This window comes from Prauserella endophytica (assembly GCF_005146945.1).
In the GTDB taxonomy this organism is placed as follows: domain Bacteria; phylum Actinomycetota; class Actinomycetes; order Mycobacteriales; family Pseudonocardiaceae; genus Prauserella_A; species Prauserella_A endophytica.
This window is the reverse complement of record NZ_SWMS01000039.1, coordinates 1-14224: the sequence shown is the minus strand read 5'-3', so window position 1 is coordinate 14224 and position 14224 is coordinate 1. Positions and strand designations below refer to the sequence as shown.

Genomic DNA, 14224 nt, shown 5'->3' with positions numbered 1-14224 from the left:
TTAGCCGACCTCCGCTTCTGTCGGTGTGAGTGAGAGAAATCTTGCGAGAGTGGTCGCGGGATCGAGTGCTTCGGTCAGTAGCGCCAGCGACAGCGCGGCATCGCGGGGTTCGAGGTCGCCGAGGTGGTAGACGGCGAGAAGGCGCATCACCAGGTAGGGACGCAGCCAGCCCATGAGGTCGTTGATGCCGAGGTGGCTGGCCAGCGGGTAGACGATCTCATTGAGGTATCGGTGCAGGACATGCCGGCGAGCAGGGCTGGGAATGTGCTCGTAGTCGATCACCAGCGATGTCCCATTGTGTCCGATGTGGATGATCGGTTCGGCGAGGCTGCTCGGAGCAAGTGCGGTCGGGTGATCGCGGAATGCGGCGGGGTTGTAGTGCGGGGTGAGCCAGGCGCCGTGCAGGCGCTGGTAGAGCAGGAAGCAGGTGATTTCGCCGGGTAGCGCGTTGAGTCCGCCGGTGTCGTAGTCGAACCACACTGGTCCGGCGTGGGGTGACCAGCCGATGTTGAGGTCGGTGGGATCGCCTTGTGTCACAGCGGCCCATACGGGGTTGTGCCGGGCGAAGCGCACCCGTAGCCAGGTCAGCATGTGGGCGAAATCGAGTGCGTGGCTTCGGCCGTTGACGACCAGGTGGGTTGCGGTGAGGCCGGACGGGCGTAGTTTGCGGTCGTCGCTTGTCGGGATCGGCCACGGTGCGTCGGCCTTGTAGTAGCGATCCAGCCTGCCGTCCGGGGCGGCGCGTTCGCCGTAGAGCTTGCCGATGGTCTCGCCGTTGGTTGTGTGGCACAAGCTCCGTGCGATCACCTGCCGGTAGTGGCCGAAGACAGCGGAAAGGCAGCCATCGAGACGTCTCCTGTCGCACGTGCGATCAGCGTGGGTGATCTCGTCGAGGAGCAGGCCGTGGTCTGGGCCGAGGTGGGGCCACCGGTCGTAGACCAGGACGCTCCACCGGGCGATGCGGCGGGCTTGGCGTAGCCGCAGTACTGGATAGAAGGGGCGCAGTCTGGCGTGCCCAGCCTGTTCGATACGCGCTTCGTCGTGGTGAGGGTTGGCTTTGACGAAGAAGCGTTGTCCTGCCCAGTCGACGTGCCAGGTGTGGTTGGCCGTGAAGCGTCGGTGGTGTGTGATCCGGGGCATGGCGCTCATCGCCAGCCCATGACCTGGGTTGCGAACTCGGCGATCCTCTCGGCAGGGATGCCGGTCAGGTCCGCCGACGCCGACCACAGCGTGTCATCGAGGCGGTCGCGCACCGGGCATCGATCCGCTGCCGCGAGCATCTGGGAGAACGGTGTGGCGATGGCGTGATGCCGATCCGCGCCGGTGGTCCACTTGGTGTGCGCATGACGGCCGTAGAGCCCGATGACCTGAGGCCCGGTGCCATCGGATCGTTCGGTGAGAGCAGCTAGGTGCGTGAGCCCGGTGTCGTTGCCGATCACAACCTCGGCAGAGGCGAACACATCGAGGCAGTCCACCGCGTTTGGTCCGGTCAGGATGTCAAGATCAGGGCGCTGGATCGGCTCGGCGTCTCTGCTGGTGATCAGCGTGAACGACCACGGTGCGGCAATTTGGTCGGTGAGGACTTGTGTCACGAGGGCGAAGCCGTCAGCCCCGTAGTCTTTCCGAGTTGGCCAACTGGTCGCGGAGACAAACACCACGTGAAACGGCCGTTCCCGCTCCGCAGAGGTGAAACCCGGGAGAGGTGCGTGGTCGGCGGGCAGCCGAACGCCGAGGGTCTGTTCGGCGGCAAGGTAGTACCGCATCGGCAGCGCGCTGTGCGCCTCGACGTGCTCGCCGTCGAGAACATCGAGCCAAGCCTGGGGTTTCTCGGGATGAGCATGGAACGTCAATTCCTCGTTGTGTCCGCTATGGACAATGTGGGGCGAGTTGCTGCGGCTGGTACTCATTGGCAGCCGGCACCGCTGCATCAGCCGTGGGCGCGGTCCCCGGTAACGCAACTCGCCCTCGTGCTCGCTGGCGTGGCCAAGGGCACGTACCAGCGCGAGCGCGAGAATCACGTCGCCGAGTCCGCGATTACCGAGGACGACCGACCAGCCCAAACTGCTCACCGCTTCGGCTCCGCCGGTGGCTTCGGGTCCTTCACCAGCGGCGCGCCGATACGGCAAGCAGCGCCCCAACGGCGCGTGCGTGCGGGCCACGATGCGGCGACCGCCCAGATGTTGTGTCACCGTGCCGGTCGCCCACGGGTTCACAGATGCGTCAGCGTGCACAGCGCCACCCCCAAGGGCTGCAACGCCCGGCGAGCACCGCCGGTGGTGTCCTCGATCAGGCATGCAATCCCGGTAACCTCCGCGTCCGCTTTGCGCAGAACGCCGACAAGGTTGGTGAGCGTCCCACCCGTGGTGATCTCGTCGTCCACGACGAGCACTCGCGCTCCGGCGAGGTCGCCGTAGGTGAAAACCTCGGTGCGTCGAGCGTGGGGTTCACTGAACTGGTGTTTGTCCGGAAGATCGAGATCGAGCTTCCACGCCAGGCGGTACGGCAATTCGCTGGCTAGCGCGACCGCGACAGTCGGCAGAATCCCGCCCGCGTCCAAGCCCAACAGCAGATCGGGCATGGTGAAAGCGGGATGGCGACACCACGCCTGCCACAAGGCATGGCCGGTACGTAGCAACGCCGCCGGATGGACCTCGCCGAGAATGCCGTCAAGTTCGTGCACGATCCGAACCTCACGCGCGCCGGGACCGACACCGAGACGACGCACGCGGCACGCGCCATACGCGGCGCCGTCGGCGGCCATGTGCCCGCTGACTGTGGACAGGTTTTCGGTAGTCATGCGCTGGTCCTCACGATGTGGTCGAGTCGATCGACATAGCTCAACAGCCGGTCGGCGGCCTCGAGGAGCCGCTGACGCACGGCGGGGTCATCGGAGCGGTCGATCAGGTCGTCGAGGACAGGGGGATCACAGGCCGCGTCTGGGTGCAGATCGCGGAAAACTGCCAACACGTCCTCGACGTCATCGAAGTGGTAGCCATCAGCGCGCAACAGGATCTTCGCCAGCAGCACCAGATGCTTGTGCACGGCCCGCACGTCGAACATGGGGGCGGCCAGCAGACGCCGTGTGGTCATCAGGATCAACCCGAGTTCCCCACGACTGGTCCGGTCCCCATGTGCGCTGACGGGGACGGGAACCCGGTAGCCGGGCCGGTGGTAGATCACCCCGACTCCCTGTGCGGCACGGCGCAGCGATTGCACCACGCGGGGCGGTACTCGCAGGGCGTCAATGTCGCTCGTCGTGAAGGTGCTGATCCCCATCTTGATCCCGTCCGGAATTGGCAGTGCGCCGAGTGTGCGGCGGAGCCAGTCCGCCGGTGCGGTGTCACGCACGACAAGCAGGTCCAGATCACTCCACCGGTCCCGCCAACCCGCCGTGCCGGTCGTGCCTGTGGCGAGGACAAGTGCAACCTGCTCGTCGACAATGTGATCGCTGGCCTGCCGCAGCCACTCGGCGTGGGTAACGGGATCACTGGTATCGAGCGCGACATGCTGAAGGTCTGCCGTCGCTACCAGCCGGTGAACTGCGAGCTTCAGCGCGGCCAGCGAGCCCGTGTTGTCGATGACGTGATCGGCGATGTCGACGATGCGGTCCGCGCCACGTTCGTGCTTGGTCTCATCGCGGGCACGTAAGCGCACTTCTGTTTCCGCCGCGCGACTCGCCCGCACAGCAGAGTCAGCGTCCACATACGCCACCTGGCAGTGCTCGCCCCATACGCGCTTGAGGTGCGCGGTCGCCTCGAAACGGTGGGCACTTTCTACGCTGATCGTGCGAGCCTTCGTGGTCTCGGCGAACCGCAAGACTTCCTCGGTGAGCCGTTCGGCCTGCTCCGACTCCGACCAGGCATACGGGTCGATCTCACCGGCGCGCAGTGCAGCCACGTCCAGCAGGTAACCGATCTTCAGGCGAGTGACCCCGAGCTCGTCGCGGAGCAACTCGCCCACGCTGCTCTTGCCGCTCTCGGACATACCCGCCAGTACCCAGAGCCGATCCAACGCGACGACCGGTAGCGCACCGGCATGGACGCCGAATCCACGTAGGTGCTCCCGGAGACGATTCTGGACATCGAGAATCGGAGCGTCCTCGATTTCGAGCACCGTGTGGTAGTCACCGCGGGCGACCTGAAGGGACACGACCTCGGCTAGCGCATGCTGGTAGGCCACGTACCGCCGGTCCGTGGACCTAGGCTCGCGACGGAGCGCTTGGTGTGCCTCGCGGGCGGGATCTGGCGATCGTCGCAACAGCACGTGCACTTCGCGGCGGTGTTCGGCGACGGGCAGGTCGGTGGCGATGTTCTCGACCAGGTGTAGGGCGTCAGCCGGTGAGAACCCGTCCTTGACCACGGCGGTGGCGGCACAGGTCGCCAGCAGCATGGGTAATCCCCGGTCCTCCAACGCCAGTTGCCCGCTGCCAGCGCGACGAGCGGCGTGACTGCCCAGCACCAACCCGGTGTGCTCGGGGGTGGTCGAGGCAACGAACCACCACTGCGCGAAGTCGCCCGAGGCGACCTGTTGCCAACGGGTGTCCCATCGATCAACGGTGCCTACGAGGTGTGCGCCGGGCAGGCTCCGGGAGAGCCAGGCCAGTTGGGTTGTTTTCCCGACGTTGTCGACGCCGTTGAGGGAGACCACTCTGGCATCAACGTTGCTGATCATGTGTGCTCCTATAGGTCTTCAGGGACCGCCATGCTGGAAGTCGTCGGTGACCCGCGGCGACATCGCGGATCAAGTCGTCGTAGGCATCGGCCAGCTCGGCGAGCTGCCGCAGCGCCAGGCGCGCGGTCTCGCGGATCTCGCCCGTATCCGTCAGGTTGCTGGCGCGCACCCAGGCGATCGCGAGGCGATCGATCACCGAGCCCAGCGTTTCGGTGTGCAACGACGCGTCAGCACGGCTGGGAATTTCCCGTGCCACCCACGTATCGATCCGCTCGACGAGGGCGACACGCTGGGCGTTGAGTTCGTCGATGAGCTGCTTGCAGGCGGCGATCTCATCCCCCGAGATGCCCACGGCCCGGCTGACGTTCTCGGCCTGCCACTGCCGCTGATGATGGCTTGCAAGATCGGCCGCAATGTCCAGGACGACGTGGCCAGGGTGGTCGTTTCTGGTGGTCCTGCGGAAGGCCTCAATGATCGGTCCGGAGCGGAGCAAGAGCTCTCGAACCCGCATGCTCACCTCGGCGTTCGTGGTCGGATCGTCGGCGTGGGCCATGTCCGCACCCTCCTGTCGAGTTCCGTGTACGGGGAAGCGCCTGCGCCGAGAGGGTCGGGGCGCGTCCTCGGCGCAGGCGCGGCTTTGGGGTCACGCGGTGCCGGCTCCGCGCCGGTGGGCGGGCGGCGCAGCGAGCGACCAAGGCCCGTCGATCGTGGGCAGCGGCAGGAAGCGCCCGGCGGACGCAAGAAGGCGCCACCTGTCCCAGGAGAGGCTCCGTCGGCCGGCTGCCGAGTGGAATGGGGTGCGGTCGTTCATCGGCTATCGCCACCTCGGTCAACATGCGGTTACTGCCTGCTGACGCTAGGAACGATCGACTCGCCAGGAACGCCGCGTCGCGCATAGTCGCTATGCACGACGCGCATATCCGACCTCTCCGGAGCTAGCCTGGTCGTGGATCGAGACGACAACGATCATCATCGAAGGTGGAGATCATGAGCCACAGCGGCGGCCGATGCTGCGCAGGGTGCGGAGCGTGCCTGGCTCGTGATAACACAGCGGCACTGTGCTCACCCTGCACTCATGGGGGCGAACACGACGAATCCCCACGGTTCGGGCCCGGCTTCTGGCGCAGCGACCAGATGCGGGATGCGTTGACTTCCCGAGATATGAGTGTGGTTGTACGCGCCTACCGTCGACACCCCGCGCACGGGCGCAAGCCCCTCCCGCAAAGCGACGTCGCGCGCTGGTTGAACATCACCCAAGGTCAACTCAGCCGGATCGAGGCAGGGCGGAACCGTGTGCGTGATCTGGATAAGCTCGTTCACTACGCCCGGTGCCTGCGCATCCCCGCCGAGCTGCTGTGGTTCGACGTGGGCGAAGCTGATCACGAGTCGCCGAAAGCTAACGCTGTTCTCGGGCTGCCGGGTGGGCCCATGGTGCACGCCGCAGCCGAGCGCACCGAGCCGGCGCTGGTGGGTGCACTACTGAACACCCTGCAGCAGTACGTGATCACGGACAACCTCGCTGGGCCGCACTCGCTGCTGACCGTCGTCGCACAGCAGACGAGCTTCGCGGAACGATTGCTCACCGAAAGCCGCGAACGAAATCGCGGCGACCTGCTCCATGTCACAGCACGGTTCGCCGAGTTCACCGGCTGGCTCCACCAAGATGCCGGTGATCTTCACACCGCAATGCGCTGGTCGAATACTGCCCTCGACCTTGCACAAGAGGCAGGCGACGCGCACCTGACCTCCTACATCCGGATGCGCAAAAGCAACATCGCCAGCGATGCGCGCAAGCCGGACCTGACCATCGCGTTCGCTCGCGCAGCCTTACAGAAGCCCGGCGCCTTGACCCCGCGCCTCAAGGCTGTCGCACTACGCCAGGAAGCACACGGCCACGCGCTCGCCGGAAGCTACGACGAATGCGCCCGCGCACTGGATCACGCCTTCCAGCACGCCGCGGACGCCCCCGACGACGACGCGGACATCGCGCGCTACTGCACCCCCAGCTACGTCGAGATGGAAGCGGCCCACTGCTGGGTCGAACTCGGCCAACCAGCCAAGGCACTCGCAACCCTTCAGCAGGGACTCGCCGAGTGGCACCCAGACTTCCGACGCGACCTCGGCCTGTGCCTCGCGCGACTCGCCATCGCACACGCCGGTACCGAACAACCCGATGAAGCTCTCACCGTCGCGCAACACTCGCTCGCCATCACCACCGAGACACGATCCGCCCGCACCAAGCATCAGCTTCACCGGGCAGCTGAACTGCTGGACACCACGGGAGCACACGACCACGCCCGACACCTGCGCCACACGCTGCGAACCACACTGCGCTGACGCCCGTCCTATCAACACCCAAGGAGAACCGCGTGGACCTGCTCACCAGCGCCACCGCCGCCGACGAAGCCCGCCGCAACGCCCGCGTCGCCGTCCTGCCGGTCGGCAGCTTCGAGCAGCACGGCGAACACCTACCGCTCGCGACAGACACCGTGATCGCCTGTGTGATCGCCGCGCGGATCGCCGAAACCTACGACCTGTTCCTGCTGCCACCCATCACCTTCTCGTGCTCCCACGAGCACGAACTCCTGCCCGGATATCCCGGCACACTCAGCATCAGCGCCAGCACCCTGATCACGGTCATCGACGACATCCGCGCGTCGCTGGCACGGACGGGCATCACCAAGCTGGCCCTGGTCAACGGACACGGCGGCAACTACGTGCTCTCCAACATCACCCAACAAGCCAACGTGGAGGACCGCACCGTCGCTCTCTTCCCCGGACGCGACGACTGGGCAGCCGCCCGCGCCCACGCCGGAACCGTCAGCACCAATCACGACGACATGCACGGCGGCGAGATGGAGACCTCAATTCTCCTGTATACGCACCCTGAGCTGGTCGGTGACACCTACCCCGACGCAGACCACGAAGCCAGCGATCGGCCGCACCTGCTTGTCGCTGGTATCAAGGGCTACACCCACAACGGCATCATTGGCCGTCCTTCCGAAGCCACAGCAGCCAAGGGCAAGGCCGCACTCGACAGCCTCACAGTATCCTTCGCCGATCACCTCAAGGCCATCAACGAGTGAGCAGCACAAGGTGCGGCAGATCCATGAACGCTACTGCCACCGAGATCATCGCCCGTGCTGTCATCCGCCGCGACGGCCAGCTCCTCCTGGTGCGCCAATACGGCAAGTCCTGGTCGTTCCTGCCTGGTGGCCACCTCGAACCTGGTGAACGCGTGGAAAGTGCCTTGGTCCGCGAGCTGGGTGAAGAACTCGGCATCGAGGCCACGATCGTGGGCCTCCTCGGTGTAATCGAGCATGGCTACATCGACGATGACACCACTCATCACGAACTCAACTTCGTGTTCGAGGTGAACATCGCAGACGCCGAACCTACGAGCCAGGAAGCCCACCTGGGGTTCCATTGGCTCCCCATAGACAATCTTGCTAGGTCCGATGTGCGACCAAGCTCGCTCAAGGACGTGCTCCTGTCCCCTGCGGACGAACGCGCCCCGTTCTGGCGTGGCTGGGCCATTTAGTAACCAGACGCCTACCTGGGGCGAAGGTCTAGCGATTGGTGACACCGGTTAGCTGCTTTCGGGAGGAAAGCCTAGCCGCTGGGGGAAGTCGCAGCCGTCAGCGAGTATCGGTCTATGACTCGGGTGTGCCGCCAGCTGCGAGACGGTGGAAGCCGGTGAACGGCACCAGTACCTCGGGAATGACTACCGAGCCGTCGTGCTGCTGATTTTGCTCCAGAAGCGCGGCCAGTGTCCGGCCGATCGGCAGGCCCGACCCGTTCAAGGTCGCGGCAAGCCCGCGTTTGCCGTCCTTCGTCTTGGTGCGAATCGCCGCTCGCCGGGCTTGGAAGGTGCCACAATCGGAGCACGAGCTGATTTCGCGGTAGGTGTTCTGGCTGGGCAACCACACCTCGATGTCGTAGGTGAAAGTGGCACCAAAGCCCAGATCTCCCGCAGCCAAGGCCACAACTCGGTAAGCCAGCCCGAGTTCTTCCAGGCATGCCTCGGCGTGTCCGAGCATCGTCTCCAGCTCGGCGCGGGACTCCTCAGGACGCACAATTCGCACCAATTCGACCTTCGAGAACTGGTGCAACCGCAGGATTCCGCGCGTGTCTCGGCCGTACGACCCGGCCTCGGAACGGAAGCACGGAGTCCAGGAGGCATAGGCGTAGGGCAGTGCTTCCGAAGGCAGAATCTCGTCGGCGTGCAGATTGGTCAACGGCACTTCGGCGGTCGGGATCAAAAACAGCTCCCGATCGGCCACCCCGGTACGGAACAGGTCGTCCTCGAACTTGGGCAACTGGCCGGTTCCGGTCATGGTGGCCCGGTTCACCAGGTTTGGAACACCGATCTCCTGATAGTCGTGACGACCCGTATGCAGACTCAGAAAGAACGTCACCAGCGCCCGTTCCAGCACCGCACCGGGCCCGCGGGTGCCGCTAAACCGTGAACCCGAGAGTTTCGCGGCCCGGCCGAAGTCGAAAATGCCCATCGCCTCACCCAAGTCCACGTGGTCTTTGGGATCGAAGCTGAAGCTCGGCGGGGTGCCGTGTTTGCGCACCTCGACGTTGAAGTCTTCGGAGACTCCGTCGGGCACATCGTCGGCTGGGAAGTTCGGGATCGTCAGAAGGATCTCGCGCAGCTCATCCTCGACCTTCTCCTGCTCTTCCTCAAGCTCGCGTACCTGATCCTGAGTGCCCGGGCACGCTCCTTCAACTCGGTCGCGTCGCCCCCGGTCTTGGCGGTCTTGCTCACCTCGGTGGCGACCTTCTTGGACTCGGCACGCAACTCATTGGCCGTGGCATCGTGATTTGGCCCCGGTTCGGCACCGCTATCGGGCCCCACCGATCGGGCGAATTCCTGCTCGTGGTGTGCGAGTCGGCGGGTCGAGTTGAGGGTCCTGGGTGGACAGTGCCGGTGAGGGGCCGTCCGCGTGGGAGCCGGAATGGTGTCGAGGGTGGAGTTGTTCGCGCTGATCCGGCGGGATGCACGGGTGGAGGGGCTCTCGGTCCGGGCGCTGGCTGAGCGGCATGGGGTGCACCGCCGGACGGTGCGTCACGCGCTCGGCTCGGCCGTCCCGCCACCGCGGAAGGCACCGGCCCGGTCTTCGCCGGTGACAGGGCCGCTGCGCGCGGCGATGGACGAGATGCTGCAGGCCGATCTGAACGCACCGCGTAAGCAACGCCACACCGCGCACCGGATCTGGGAGGGGCTGGTCGACGAGCACGACGCGACGATCGCGTATCGCACGGTGTCGAAGTACGTCGCGGCCCGCCGCCCGCAGATCGTGCTGGAAGCCCGCAACCGCGCGGGCGTGATGGACGGGTTCGTTCCGCAGACCCACCTTCCGGGCCAGGACGCCGAGGTCGACTTCGCTGAAGTCTGGGTCAACGTCGGCGGCGTCGACACCAAGTGCTTCCTCTTCACACTGCGAATGTCTTTCTCTGGCAAGGCAATTCACCGTGTCTACTCATCACAGGGCCAAGAGGCGTTCTTCGCCGGTCATGTCGCCGCGTTCACCGAACTGGGCGGCGTCCCGGCCGGAGATATCCGCTACGACAATCTCTCCTCAGCGGTCCGGAGAGTCTGCTTCGGACGCTCACGTGTTGAGACCGACCGGTGGGTGCTGTTCAAGTCCGCTTACGGAGTCACCAGTTTCTATTGCATGCCCGGCAAAGAAGGCGCGCACGAGAAGGGCGGTGTCGAGGGCGAAGGCGGCCGGTTCCGGCGACGCTGGTTCGTCCCGGTCCCGAAGATCGCCGACATCTCCGGGCTGGCCGGCATCAACGACAAGCTCGCCGCGGCGGACCACGCCGAGGACGCCCGCCACATCGACCAACGGGTCACCACGATCGGGCAGAACTTCGCCCTCGAAACACCGCTGCTGGCGGCGTTGCCGGTGGACGAGTTCGACATCGCGCTGACCACCACACCGCGGGTGGACCGCTACGCCAGGATCACCGTCCGGCAAGCGCTCTACTCGGTCCCGGCCCGGCTGATCGGGCAGACGGTCCGGGCGAAGCTCGACGCGGAAGAACTGGTGGTATTCCACGGCTCCACGGAGGTCGCGCGGCATCCGCGGATGACCACCAAAGGCGGGCAGCACCTGGTGCTCGATCACTATCTTGAGGTCCTGGCCGGCAAACCCGGTGCGCTGCGCGGGGCGACCGCGCTGGTTCACGCGCGGCAGAAGGGCTGGTTCACCGCCACACACGACGCGTTCTGGGCCGCCACGCGGGCCAAGCACGGCGACCAGGCCGGGACCCGGTTGCTGATCGAGGTTCTGCTGCTGCACCGGCGGATGGCTCATGCGCACGTGATCGCCGGGATCCGCGTCACGCTCGAGGCTGGGTCGGTCTCACCCGACGTGGTGGCGATCGAGGCCCGCAAGCACGCGGCCGCGGCCGGCGAACCCAGCACCGAGCTGCCACGGCCGCAGCGCAGCCGCAGCAAGGTCGTCTCGCTGCCCGACCGCCGCCGCGACGCCGAACTGCCGCCGGACGCACGCCCCGCACCGTCGGTCGAGGCCTACGACCAGCTGCTCAGCAATCCTTCGAGGAAGGGGAACGTCTCATGACCCGCACCACTGCCCGCGGCCGGGACCAGATCACCGAGGAAGCCGCCGACGCCGCGATCGAGCAGGCCTGCCGGATCCTGCGGCTGCCCACCATCCGCGACCGCTTCGGCGACAACGCCGCCGCCGCGGCCCGGCAGCAGGCCACCTACAAGAGCTTCCTGTCCGAGCTGCTGTTCATCGAGTGCGAGGACCGCGAGGTCCGCCGCAAGGCCCGGCTGGTCAAGCAGGCGTGCTTCCCGCGCACGAAACGCTTGGAGGACTTCGACTTCGCCGCGAATCCGAACGTCCCGCCGGCGCTCGTGCACACCCTCGCCAAGGGCGCCTGGATCCGCGCGGGGCAACCGGTCTGTCTGATCGGGGACTCCGGCACCGGCAAGTCCCATCTGCTGATCGGGCTGGGCACCGCCGCGGCGGAGGCCGGGTTCAAGGTCCGCTACGTCACCGCCGCCGCGCTGGTCAACGAGCTCGTCGAGGCCGCCGACGACAAGCACCTGTCCAAGACCATCGCCCGCTATGGCCGCGTCGACCTGTTGTGTCTTGATGAGCTGGGCTATCTCGAGCTGGACCGCCGCGGCGCGGAGCTGCTGTTTCAGGTGTTCACCGAGCGGGAGGAACGTTCCAGCATCGCGATCGCGAGCAATTCGGCGTTCAGCGAGTGGGCTCGCACCTTCACCGATCCGCGGCTCTGCGCCGCGATTGTCGATCGCTTGACGTTCGATGCGTCCATCATCGAGACCGGCACCGAGTCGTTCCGGCTGCGCACCACCAAACGCCGCCGCAGCAGCACCCGTGCCAGCTGAACACCCGGTCAGAACGGCGCTTCACGCCAGTCCGGCTCGACCTGCCCCTCCGGCGGAACGCGGATGGCTCCCGCGTCGATCTCGACCCGCTCGCCGGCGGCGATCTCGGCCGCGAACACGTCCAGCGTGTCCTCGTCCAGCCAGCAGTCCCACACCTCACAGGCGTCCTCCAGCTCGCGGCGGACCACCGCGACCGGTTTGCCCGCGAACCCGATGAACACCTCATCCAGCGCCCACACCAGTGTCATCACCGGGCCGGGCTCACGCTCACTCACCACGCCATCGTCCACCGGCCAGCACTCCTGCGACCAGCAGAAACACCCGAACGAAGTGGGGCCAAATCAGAGTGCCGCCCCACGCCCGACGACGGCAGGTGGGGCCACATCAAGATGCCGACCGATCCCGCAACCCAGCCGCCGGGGCCAGTTCAGAATGCCGAACCGGGGCCAATTCGGCTTGCCGAAATCAACTCATCCGCACTCTTGATCGAGGAGTTCCGGCGCGTGAAGAGATCCTCAATCGTGGTCAGGTCGAGCGTGTAGCCCCGCCTGGACAGGGAGTGAACAGCTACCTCGCCCAGGTCGAGCAGGGTGCGGGCATCATGCATGAGTTGCCTCGTCCTCGTCTCTACTTACTGCAGCACGTGTACGGACGGTAGCAAGTAGGGCACACGAATCTCGCGGGAATTCCCCGAGGTCCACATGCCACCCGCGGTTCCGCAGCAAAGCAGGATGCGTAACAGGTAACAAGTCAGTGCACGTACCCCTCCTGTCGCCACTGAGCAGCGGCTTCAGGGCTATGCCGGGCGCAGCAACACCTCAAGAAATCGACCGCTGCGATATGCGCCCGTACCCAATTGAGCACCGAGACGAACAGCCTTGCAGTGAGCAACGACAAGGCGCGGGCTCGACTGTTCCCGGACTCGCTGCTGAGCTATGGCTTTCCGCACCTGAAGTATGGCGCAATCGGGGCAGGGGCGTCCGCCCGCTTTGAGGTCAGCTGCGGAGCTGAGGGCGCTGGCGCTTGGGCGCCTGCCAGGACTGCAGCTCGTGCTGATTGCGCGAGTGTCATACCGCCGATCTGGTGAACTATCGGTAGGGTCGTTGCTGTTCCGCTGACGCGGCGCCCCTGCTCGACTTGGTGAAAGGCTGTCTTGATGGCTCAGAAGGTTCTTGTCGAAATCGTTGATGACCTCGACGGTGGCGAAGCGGCGCAGACGGTGCCTTTCGCCCTCGACGGGGTTCAGTACGAGATCGACCTCTCGGACGAGAATGCGCAGGCGCTGCGTGACACGTTCGAGCGCTACGTCGAGGCAGGCCTGCGCACGGGCGGGCGCAAGGTCCGGGTGGCGGCTGGTCAGTCGACAGTGGCCGGGAGCGGCCGCGCCACCACGTCGGCCGACCGCGAGCGCAACCAGCAGGTGCGCGCTTGGGCAGTAGAGAATGGTTACGCGATCGCTGAGCGCGGGCGCATCCCGAAAGAGATCTACGAAGCGTTCGACAATGGCGAGCCAGCCAGCTCCCAGCTCGTTGAACCGGAGCCGGTCGAGGAGGCTCCGGCCAAGTCGACGCGCAAGCGGGCACCAAGGAAGAAGAAGGCTGGCGTGTGACAGCTGTCCCTAGGACACGCGATGCGCACAAGGCGGAGACAGTTGACAGTCGTCGTCGGAATCAGCCCGGAGCAGTTGTAGGACCTTAAGGTGTGGCTTCGTCTGCCGCTGACCAACGCTGCAACAGACTCCGGTCGCTGCCCTACACCCTGTCCTGTTGCGGTATTGGCTGCGGGGGCTGGTTGGTTTCGGTGTGCTCGTCCCAGAAGCGGGGCCTACTGCTTGCAATCAGCTCTTGGCACTGCGGGCAGAGAACGCCGCCGGGCCCTACCTGCCGCTCGCCGCATTTCCAGCAATTTTTCGAATACTGATCCGCAGTTGGGCAGCATAGATCGGGTCTACGGCATCCGCCGGGTCTCTACGCCCGGCGCCGGTGCAGGTCACGGTGGGGTTGGAACTTGAGTGATTGCCCTGGGCGGCGTGACCCGCAAGGATCGGAGGGAACTCGAACGAGCGAACCGGACAGAGGGGACCCATAGGCCGTGTCATGACAACTGTGTAAGCCGCGGATGGACCAAGATCGGATTGCCCGACGCGATCCAGAAAGG

General features: G+C 65.8%; 13 protein-coding genes and 1 pseudogene. 6 read left to right on the top strand and 8 right to left on the bottom strand.

Annotated elements, in window-relative coordinates; all coding sequences use genetic code 11:
* The 5 genes from FCN18_RS35750 to FCN18_RS35730 form a co-directional block, all read right to left on the bottom strand.
* Complete coding sequence (locus FCN18_RS35750) at positions 1–1227, bottom strand: hypothetical protein (RefSeq protein WP_228714299.1); 1227 nt, start codon at positions 1225–1227, stop codon at positions 1–3.
* Complete coding sequence (locus tag FCN18_RS35745; protein ID WP_228714298.1) at positions 1146–2069, bottom strand: glycosyltransferase family 9 protein; 924 nt, start codon at positions 2067–2069, stop codon at positions 1146–1148. Before FCN18_RS35745 ends, FCN18_RS35750 begins: the two co-directional genes overlap by 82 nt.
* Positions 2070–2209: 140 nt before the next feature.
* Positions 2210–2797 carry a phosphoribosyltransferase gene (locus tag FCN18_RS35740; protein WP_228714297.1) on the bottom strand — a complete coding sequence of 196 codons (588 nt, stop codon included), beginning with the start codon at positions 2795–2797 and terminating at the stop codon, positions 2210–2212.
* Entirely contained in the window at positions 2794–4671 is a 1878-nt protein-coding gene (locus tag FCN18_RS35735) for a hypothetical protein (RefSeq protein WP_116051869.1), read from the bottom strand. Before FCN18_RS35735 ends, FCN18_RS35740 begins: the two co-directional genes overlap by 4 nt.
* A complete protein-coding gene (locus FCN18_RS35730; protein ID WP_116051870.1) occupies positions 4655–5224 on the bottom strand; it encodes a DUF4254 domain-containing protein in 570 nt (189 codons plus the stop codon). The genes FCN18_RS35735 and FCN18_RS35730 overlap by 17 nt, the downstream gene beginning before the upstream one ends.
* Before the next feature lie 581 nt (positions 5225–5805).
* Between FCN18_RS35730 and FCN18_RS35725 the strand changes: the two genes are divergently transcribed.
* The 3 genes from FCN18_RS35725 to FCN18_RS35715 are packed head-to-tail and all read left to right on the top strand — an operon-like array spanning position 5806 to position 8212.
* The gene (locus FCN18_RS35725; protein ID WP_137097279.1) at positions 5806–7008 is read left to right on the top strand and encodes a helix-turn-helix domain-containing protein; all 1203 of its coding nucleotides are present in this window, start codon (positions 5806–5808) and stop codon (positions 7006–7008) included.
* A gap of 32 nt (positions 7009–7040) precedes the next feature.
* Positions 7041–7757, top strand: a complete 717-nt coding sequence (locus FCN18_RS35720) for a creatininase family protein (RefSeq protein WP_116051872.1) — start codon at positions 7041–7043, stop codon at positions 7755–7757.
* A gap of 23 nt (positions 7758–7780) precedes the next feature.
* The gene (locus tag FCN18_RS35715) at positions 7781–8212 is read left to right on the top strand and encodes an NUDIX domain-containing protein (protein WP_116051873.1); all 432 of its coding nucleotides are present in this window, start codon (positions 7781–7783) and stop codon (positions 8210–8212) included.
* Between the two features lie 112 nt (positions 8213–8324).
* On the opposite strand, the pseudogene serS reads toward FCN18_RS35715, so the two are convergent.
* Positions 8325–9386 (bottom strand): annotated as a pseudogene (gene serS, locus FCN18_RS35710) (serine--tRNA ligase); the annotation flags it as partial.
* Positions 9387–9635: 249 nt separating this feature from the next.
* On the opposite strand from serS, the gene istA reads away from it, so the two are divergent.
* Together istA and istB are read left to right on the top strand one after the other, a co-directional pair.
* Entirely contained in the window at positions 9636–11267 is a 1632-nt protein-coding gene (gene istA / locus FCN18_RS35705) for an IS21 family transposase (RefSeq protein WP_137097278.1), read from the top strand.
* A complete protein-coding gene (gene istB / locus FCN18_RS35700) occupies positions 11264–12067 on the top strand; it encodes an IS21-like element helper ATPase IstB (protein ID WP_116052088.1) in 804 nt (267 codons plus the stop codon). The genes istA and istB overlap by 4 nt, the downstream gene beginning before the upstream one ends.
* Before the next feature lie 8 nt (positions 12068–12075).
* On the opposite strand, the gene FCN18_RS35695 is transcribed toward istB, so the two are convergent.
* On the bottom strand, positions 12076–12342 hold the full coding sequence (locus FCN18_RS35695; RefSeq protein ID WP_228714296.1) for a hypothetical protein: 267 nt from the start codon (positions 12340–12342) through the stop codon (positions 12076–12078).
* 152 nt (positions 12343–12494) lie between these two features.
* Positions 12495–12674, bottom strand: a complete 180-nt coding sequence (locus FCN18_RS35690; RefSeq protein ID WP_116052090.1) for a hypothetical protein — start codon at positions 12672–12674, stop codon at positions 12495–12497.
* A 549-nt stretch (positions 12675–13223) separates the two neighbouring features.
* Between FCN18_RS35690 and FCN18_RS35685 the strand changes: the two genes are divergently transcribed.
* Entirely contained in the window at positions 13224–13676 is a 453-nt protein-coding gene (locus FCN18_RS35685; protein WP_116052089.1) for a histone-like nucleoid-structuring protein Lsr2, read from the top strand.
* Positions 13677–14224 lie beyond the last annotated feature (548 nt).

Coding starts and splice junctions, on each gene's coding strand:
- FCN18_RS35715 (WP_116051873.1), top strand. CDS start 7,781: ATGAACGCTACTGCCACCGAGATCATCGCCCGTGCTGTCATCCGCCGC.
- istB (WP_116052088.1), top strand. CDS start 11,264: ATGACCCGCACCACTGCCCGCGGCCGGGACCAGATCACCGAGGAAGCC.
- FCN18_RS35735 (WP_116051869.1), bottom strand. CDS start 4,671: ATGATCAGCAACGTTGATGCCAGAGTGGTCTCCCTCAACGGCGTCGAC.
- FCN18_RS35725 (WP_137097279.1), top strand. CDS start 5,806: ATGCGGGATGCGTTGACTTCCCGAGATATGAGTGTGGTTGTACGCGCC.
- istA (WP_137097278.1), top strand. CDS start 9,636: ATGGTGTCGAGGGTGGAGTTGTTCGCGCTGATCCGGCGGGATGCACGG.
- FCN18_RS35685 (WP_116052089.1), top strand. CDS start 13,224: ATGGCTCAGAAGGTTCTTGTCGAAATCGTTGATGACCTCGACGGTGGC.
- FCN18_RS35690 (WP_116052090.1), bottom strand. CDS start 12,674: ATGCATGATGCCCGCACCCTGCTCGACCTGGGCGAGGTAGCTGTTCAC.
- FCN18_RS35730 (WP_116051870.1), bottom strand. CDS start 5,224: ATGGCCCACGCCGACGATCCGACCACGAACGCCGAGGTGAGCATGCGG.
- FCN18_RS35740 (WP_228714297.1), bottom strand. CDS start 2,797: ATGACTACCGAAAACCTGTCCACAGTCAGCGGGCACATGGCCGCCGAC.